This is a genomic window from Algoriphagus sp. PAP.12, from assembly GCF_026652115.1.
Classification (GTDB): domain Bacteria; phylum Bacteroidota; class Bacteroidia; order Cytophagales; family Cyclobacteriaceae; genus Algoriphagus.
On record NZ_JAPPSQ010000031.1, the window covers coordinates 21,590 to 27,806 of the forward strand.

General features: G+C 39.3%; 7 protein-coding genes. 3 read left to right on the top strand and 4 right to left on the bottom strand.

Annotated elements, in window-relative coordinates; genetic code table 11:
* Positions 1-42 precede the first annotated feature (42 nt).
* Positions 43-537 (top strand): DUF4494 domain-containing protein, encoded by a 495-nt coding sequence (locus O0V13_RS20520; protein WP_073572048.1) that lies wholly within the window; start codon positions 43-45, stop codon positions 535-537.
* A gap of 27 nt (positions 538-564) precedes the next feature.
* Here the strand turns inward: O0V13_RS20520 and O0V13_RS20525 are convergent, their stop codons facing one another.
* From O0V13_RS20525 to O0V13_RS20535, 3 genes are read right to left on the bottom strand one after another with little or no spacing between them, the layout of a single operon-like run.
* Positions 565-1,596, bottom strand: coding sequence for a DUF6515 family protein (locus O0V13_RS20525; RefSeq protein WP_268036895.1), 1,032 nt, complete (start codon positions 1,594-1,596; stop codon positions 565-567).
* Between the two features lie 11 nt (positions 1,597-1,607).
* A complete protein-coding gene (locus O0V13_RS20530; protein ID WP_268036896.1) occupies positions 1,608-2,339 on the bottom strand; it encodes a DUF2092 domain-containing protein in 732 nt (243 codons plus the stop codon).
* A 47-nt stretch (positions 2,340-2,386) separates the two neighbouring features.
* The gene (locus tag O0V13_RS20535) at positions 2,387-2,992 is read right to left on the bottom strand and encodes an HD domain-containing protein (RefSeq protein WP_442780942.1); all 606 of its coding nucleotides are present in this window, start codon (positions 2,990-2,992) and stop codon (positions 2,387-2,389) included.
* An 85-nt stretch (positions 2,993-3,077) separates the two neighbouring features.
* Between O0V13_RS20535 and O0V13_RS20540 the strand changes: the two genes are divergently transcribed.
* Entirely contained in the window at positions 3,078-4,148 is a 1,071-nt protein-coding gene (locus O0V13_RS20540) for a PAS domain-containing protein (protein WP_268036898.1), read from the top strand.
* 42 nt (positions 4,149-4,190) lie between these two features.
* On the opposite strand, the gene O0V13_RS20545 is transcribed toward O0V13_RS20540, so the two are convergent.
* Positions 4,191-5,063, bottom strand: a complete 873-nt coding sequence (locus tag O0V13_RS20545) for an SDR family oxidoreductase (RefSeq protein WP_268036899.1) — start codon at positions 5,061-5,063, stop codon at positions 4,191-4,193.
* Positions 5,064-5,147: 84 nt separating this feature from the next.
* Here O0V13_RS20545 and O0V13_RS20550 point away from each other — a divergent pair, with 84 nt between their 5' ends.
* Entirely contained in the window at positions 5,148-5,954 is an 807-nt protein-coding gene (locus tag O0V13_RS20550) for a hypothetical protein (RefSeq protein WP_268036900.1), read from the top strand.
* Positions 5,955-6,217 lie beyond the last annotated feature (263 nt).

The following is a 6,217-nucleotide window of genomic DNA, read 5'->3' on the forward strand; positions in this document are numbered from 1 at the left end:
TCGAATGAATAACTTTACCTTCATGCCCCAAATAGAAAAGATATGAGAACCTGGTTTTTGTGTAAAGTCAAGTATGCCAAAGAAAATGAACAAGGGCTACTAAAAAATATATCAGAGCAATACCTAGTAGACGCTGTTTCGTTTACGGAAGCAGAGGCGATTTTATATGATCGCTTGGGATCTCAGATTAGAGGAGATTTTCAAGTGACAGGTATCAGCAAAAGTAACATCGTAGATGTATTCTTTTATGAAGATGCTGACCTGTGGCATAAATGTAAAATCACCTATCTGGTGGCCGATGGCGAGTCTGGAAAAGAGAAGAAGGTCACCCAATACATGATTGTTACCGCCGAAGATGTGAAGCAGGCGTTTGAAAGAATTCAGGAAAGTCTGAGCAATATGCTTGTCAGCTTTAGGGTTCCAGACATCAATGAAAGTCCAATAGTGGAAGTATTCCCTTACGAAAGAGATGAAGTAGCTGAGCAATTGCCTCCTGGTAACTTCAGACCAGTTTCGGAAGTAAACGAAGATGAATAAATGAAAAGGCCGCCTAAGCGGCCTTTTTTAGTTTTCTACTTCTTCAACTTGAACTATCTCGTACATATCTTTTCCATCTTGTTGGACAGGCATATAGTAGGTATCTCCTATTTTCACATAGGTCTGATCACCGACTTTTACTTCTTCTCCACCTTCAGGCAAAGCGTCTACGACAGCTCCTGCAGGAGGCGGCACCACTGTATATCCTCCGTCTGATTTTTCATAATAAGTCCCCCCATAGTAATAGTTATTGACTGTAGGACTGACTTCCACCTCTTTGGATTCTTTTGGGATTACTTTTACAGTAGCACCTTGTGGAGCTTCAACTACCACATATCCATCATCAGTCTCCACATAAAAGACTCCTTCATCGTATTGATATTGCTGATTATCCACTGCAATCGCCACTGCTGTCACGGCTAGGGTTGCAGCAAAAAATCCCCAAGGATGCCATACCGGACCCCAATAATAAGGGGTATAAGGGTGATAGTAATAAGGTCTAAACCAAGAAAATCCAAATCCTCCCCAAACATAGGGTGGTCTTGGATATGGCCTATAGGGTGGTCGATAAGGACGATATCCATTAATATGATTGTTTCTTACGTTGACATTGATATTCGTGTTATTATTGATATTGACCCGATTCCCGCCATTCCCACGATTTCCATTTGGATTTCGGTTGATATTTGAGTTTCTGTCATTATTCCCACCCCTATTTCCCTGAACGTTATTTACTCGATTATTTGGCTGTTTTTTGGTTGTAACTCTATTGGAACCGCCATTGACCGTAGGTCTGCTACTTGAATTTTTCGAATACCTATTATTTCCGGAACTCGTCATGTTTCTGGTCGTCGTGGTTCTTCCAGTGGATGGTCGAGAAGTAGTAGGCCTTGCCTGCCTTGTTGTTGGACGTGAAGGCATCTGTCTGGTAGTTGTAGGCCTGCTCATAGATCGTCCTCCACCACCTCTCATACGTTGAGCCATCAAAGAATCAGGAGTTGCTAAAAGCATAATTGCTCCCATCCCGAGTATCAAAAATTTATAGTTTAAGGTTTTCATGTTTCTATTCTTTAATCTTTGCTTAACCAAGTGATTTGTTTAGCTCCTGGAGGAGGTAAAAACTCGAAAATTGAATCTGGATAATCATTATTGATTTCCCAATCAGAAAAATCTGCTTCTACTTGATGGGCATAGGGTTCTCCCAAATAGGTAATCAGAATTTTCCTGGGTAAGAAATAGGCGCCATCGCTAATCCAAAACTGAACAGTCATATGCTCATTGGCTGTTCCAATATGATAAGTTCTATTCCCATCAATCATCACTGTTCCCAAAAACTCGATGTAATCCATATTTTCACTTAAATCTGTCGTGAAATTGGGATATAAAAAGTCAGCAAAAGTAAATTCTACATCAAAGTCATGGTAGAGCCAATCCAAGGTTTCAATCAAATTATCGGGAGCCTCTGCAGCGGTGAAAATATTATTCAAAAAAGAATAATAAACTACTTGATCACCTTGATAGGCAAACATTTCTGATTTTCGTTCTCCAGTGCTTTTGACATAAAACTTATTGGGACCTTTCAGGACAATTTCACTGGTTTCAAATTCTTTGATAAAAAAATCCTCAGCATAGGCCACATCTTTGGAGAAATGAGTGGTAAATCCTAATGAATTTGCCTCCCCCATTAATGCACTCATCTTATCCAAAATCATCAAAGCGGTGCTATCCTGAAATTTTTCTTGGGAAAAAGCACTAAAAGATAAAAGCAGGAAAATTCCTGTTAAATAAAAATTCTTCTTCATTTTAGAGATGTTTAGGCTATTAATTTAACTAATCATTTTTGGAAATCTTAAGAGAAAAACTGATCCCTTGTATCTTTTTGGTGAATCACTACAAAATGAATCAATTCATCCAGCGATATACCTGCTCTTTCAGCAGCATCTGAAATATCCTCTCTACTGACTTGTGCTGCAAACGATTTGTCTTTCAACCTTTTCTTCACCCCTTTTACATTCATCCCTACATATCCCTCAGGTCTCATCAAAGAGTAAGCATGAACCAACCCGCTCAATTCATCAAAGACATAAAGCATTTTATCCATTTCAGTTTTGGGTTCCACTCCAAAATATTTGGGACCATGAGAAGCGATTGCACGAATAATTTCTGGGTCAACCTCTCTTGCTTCTAGCTCTTCTATGATTAGCCTACAATGGCTTTCTGGCCACTTTTCCCAGTCGGCATCATGAAGTAACCCTGCCAAATACCATCTGTATTGATCAGCTTGGTCCATCCCCTTATATTCCGCATACTTGGCCATCAAATGTGCAACCTGCTTCATATGGACTATCAACTTTTCATTTTTCACCCAATCATTCAGTAATTTAACAGCCTCATCTTCAGATAGAATCCGGCCTTTATTTTTGGGATCACCAAAATGGTCCCTATTTAATTTCATGGAGCTTAAATTCATTTTAAATATATTTTTATGTATTTTATATAATATTTTATGTAATTAATAATCCCTTAGTTATTTTTACTCCATGAATAGCGCGAAGTCATTAGAGATTTTGGGAGAACTAGCCATTAGTTCAGAGTATTTCATGCAAGTCACTTTGGATGCCAATGGCAATGTATTAAACTCTGATTCTGGTATAGGTCCTACCCCTTCTTTATTTGACCAAAGCAAAAACACAATTACCTTTTCTGACTGCTTCATCTCATCCGACTGGATAAAATATGAAAATAACAGATTAAAAGCCTGGAAAAATCATCACCAATCTTTCATGGTTGAGCTTCAGAAAATCAATTACCCATCAGGCACCCTATTAAAAACAAAATGGGAGTTCTTTTTCCTTCCAGATCTTTTAGGGACATGCCTAGGAATTGGACATCCTTTGGAACCAATCCAGCCTTACAATATTCAGTTGGGTGAATTCATGGACAAAGAATCCTCCTCAAATGAGATTTTGGATACTTTGCTGGAAGACCGGCTTTTGGGCTTTTGGGAATTACATCCCTTCGAAAGAACAAATTCTATCAGCTCAGGAATCGCATTGACATTAGGCTATTCGAAAAAAGATATTGAATCATTGGATAAAATATCTTGGGAAAAGCATATTCACCCAGAGGATTTTAAAATCCTGACAAAGGAATTAGACCATCATTTCCGAACTGCCGGTGGTGTTCCTTTTAAAAAAGAATTGCGTCTGATATCTAAAAGAAATCAAACAATTTGGGTGATGGCTTATGGAAAAGCCATCCAATGGGGAGGTGACGGATTACCTGTCAGAGTTCAAGGTATCATCATAGATATCACAGAAAGAAAAAAGCAGGAGCTTTGGATTCAGGAGCACCATCATTTTTTGAGAGAATTGGCCTATCAGCAATCACACACTTTAAGGGCCCGAGTAGCAAATATCCTTGGCTTAATTGATATTTTAGGTATTGAGGCTCAAAGTCTGGAGGTAAAACGAGTGGTTGACATTATCAAAAATGAGACTATTCAATTGGACCAAGCATTGAAAAAAAGCATCAAAGAATCAGTCCAACAAAATAAAAGCCTTGAGAAAGAAACTAACTCTTCCTCCTTGGATCGACCTACAAGCTCTTAATTTTCCATTTGGATTTCAAATAGCCCCAAATCAACTTGGGGCTCATGGCTTTTTTCCACGACTGGCCTCCATCATATCCCACATTTCCTGAGGTATTTGATCCAGATTATTGAACTCCCCGGCACCTTTGAGCCATTCCCCTCCATCAATTGTCATTACCTCTCCATTCACAAAGGAGGAAAAATCAGAGACCAAATAAGCTGCAAGATTTGCCAACTCCTGGTGCTCCCCCACTCTTCCGACTGGGACTTTCTTTGCCGGATCAAATTTTTTCACCAAATCTCCAGGAAGCAACCTACTCCACGCACCTTCAGTAGGAAATGGACCCGGCGCTATGGCATTTGACCTAATTCCATATTTGGCCCATTCTACTGCCAAAGACCTAGTCATTGCTAAAACACCTGCTTTTGCAGCAGCTGAAGGCACCACATAACCAGAGCCTGTCCATGCATAAGTAGTGACAATATTCAAAAAAGTACCTGATTGCTTTTTGGCAATCCAGTCTTTACCTGCTGTTAGGGTCACTTGAGAAGTGCCTTTCAAAACAATATCTAAAACTGTATTAAAAGCATTGGTAGAAAGCCTTTCTGTTGGACTGATGAAATTTCCAGCCGCATTGTTTAATACCACATGAATTTCCCCTAACTCTGAACTGGCGTCCTCCCACATTTTCTCGACTTGATCGATTTCCCTTACATCACAGGCCAGTGGAAGCACCTTTCCCCCTTTTTGTTCCATCATCTCTTTTGCTGTTGCTTCCAACACCTCCAACTTTCTCGAGGTAATCACCAGGTTTGCTCCAAGCTCTAAAAAATATTCTCCCATAGACCTTCCCAATCCGGTCCCTCCTCCTGTTATCAGAATATTTTTTCCTTTTAAAGCTCCTTCTTTGAGCATTCCTTCTTTTAAAATCATGGTAAATTTGGATTTATGTTGATCCAAGATAAAGACTCGGCCTGGTAATTGAAAGAGAAACATCCAGTCAAAAGACTTCATTCAATGAGAAAAATTCAAACTTCACTTTTTTTCCTTTTGCTAAGTTTGGCAGCTTGTAAAGAGGATGCAGATAAAGTAATCCATACCAATCTTCCTCTAGAAGCGACCCAATTGTTAGAAACGTCCACTTCCTGGGGCGAAAGCATTTATTTTACAGCATTGAACTTTCAGAATTATGAGCGTTTGGACACCTTAAACTTGCCAGGCTGTCCAACTATCACTATCGAAGAAGGGATTCGATCTGTAGAATTAGATTTTGAAAACCCATTGGAATGCAACCTTGAAAACTCAATAGAAAGAAAAGGAAAAATCACAATCAATTATGGTTTGATTTCATTGGAGTCAACTTCAAGATGGACTGTGGAATTTGAAGACTATTCTTTTGGAGAAGTCTCAATAACTGGCTCAAAAACCTTTAATCAGTCAAGCCCTGACCATATCCAGGAGACTTTTGAAAATCTTACTTTCAAAACAACTGAAAATTTAACAACAACTCTCTCGGGAACTTTCAATCATACACTAAACAGGACCAACACGCTATTATATTCTATCAGTACAAGCGGAGTAGGTATAGGGACAAATCCAGCAGGAAGAACCTTTGACTGGGAGATAACAGAACCTAGAATTACTGATATAAACTGTCTGAACTCAGGTGAATATCTTCCGCAGGCAGGAAAGGAAAACTGGACTATCAGTCGATCTCCTGGCAGAGAGGTATTGCACTCTTTGGAATTCATAGCTCTTGATTCTTGTAAAGTTCAGGTTAATGCGATGCTCTCAGATGGAAGAAATCTTATTCTGAACCCATAAAAAAGAGGCCGTCTCAAAACAAGAGTTAAAAAAGAGAGACAGCCGATTTTAGCCAATAGAGGTCGATTTTCATAAATCGACCTCTGTTTTTTTTGACTACAGGTCAGTTTGGCTTTAGATACTTTGCTTTGAAGGAGTTGATAGAATATGAGTGATCTGGAGGGCTCTGACCTTGAAAGCAGCCCAAACCACTTCTTATCCTGCCATTTTTGCCAGGTTGTGGGCAATGGCTATCAATCCGGTTTCAATGGCTACTTTTTCGA

Coding starts and splice junctions, on each gene's coding strand:
- O0V13_RS20520 (WP_073572048.1), top strand. CDS start 43: ATGAGAACCTGGTTTTTGTGTAAAGTCAAGTATGCCAAAGAAAATGAA.
- O0V13_RS20525 (WP_268036895.1), bottom strand. CDS start 1,596: ATGAAAACCTTAAACTATAAATTTTTGATACTCGGGATGGGAGCAATT.
- O0V13_RS20530 (WP_268036896.1), bottom strand. CDS start 2,339: ATGAAGAAGAATTTTTATTTAACAGGAATTTTCCTGCTTTTATCTTTT.
- O0V13_RS20535 (WP_442780942.1), bottom strand. CDS start 2,992: ATGAAATTAAATAGGGACCATTTTGGTGATCCCAAAAATAAAGGCCGG.
- O0V13_RS20540 (WP_268036898.1), top strand. CDS start 3,078: ATGAATAGCGCGAAGTCATTAGAGATTTTGGGAGAACTAGCCATTAGT.
- O0V13_RS20545 (WP_268036899.1), bottom strand. CDS start 5,063: ATGATTTTAAAAGAAGGAATGCTCAAAGAAGGAGCTTTAAAAGGAAAA.
- O0V13_RS20550 (WP_268036900.1), top strand. CDS start 5,148: ATGAGAAAAATTCAAACTTCACTTTTTTTCCTTTTGCTAAGTTTGGCA.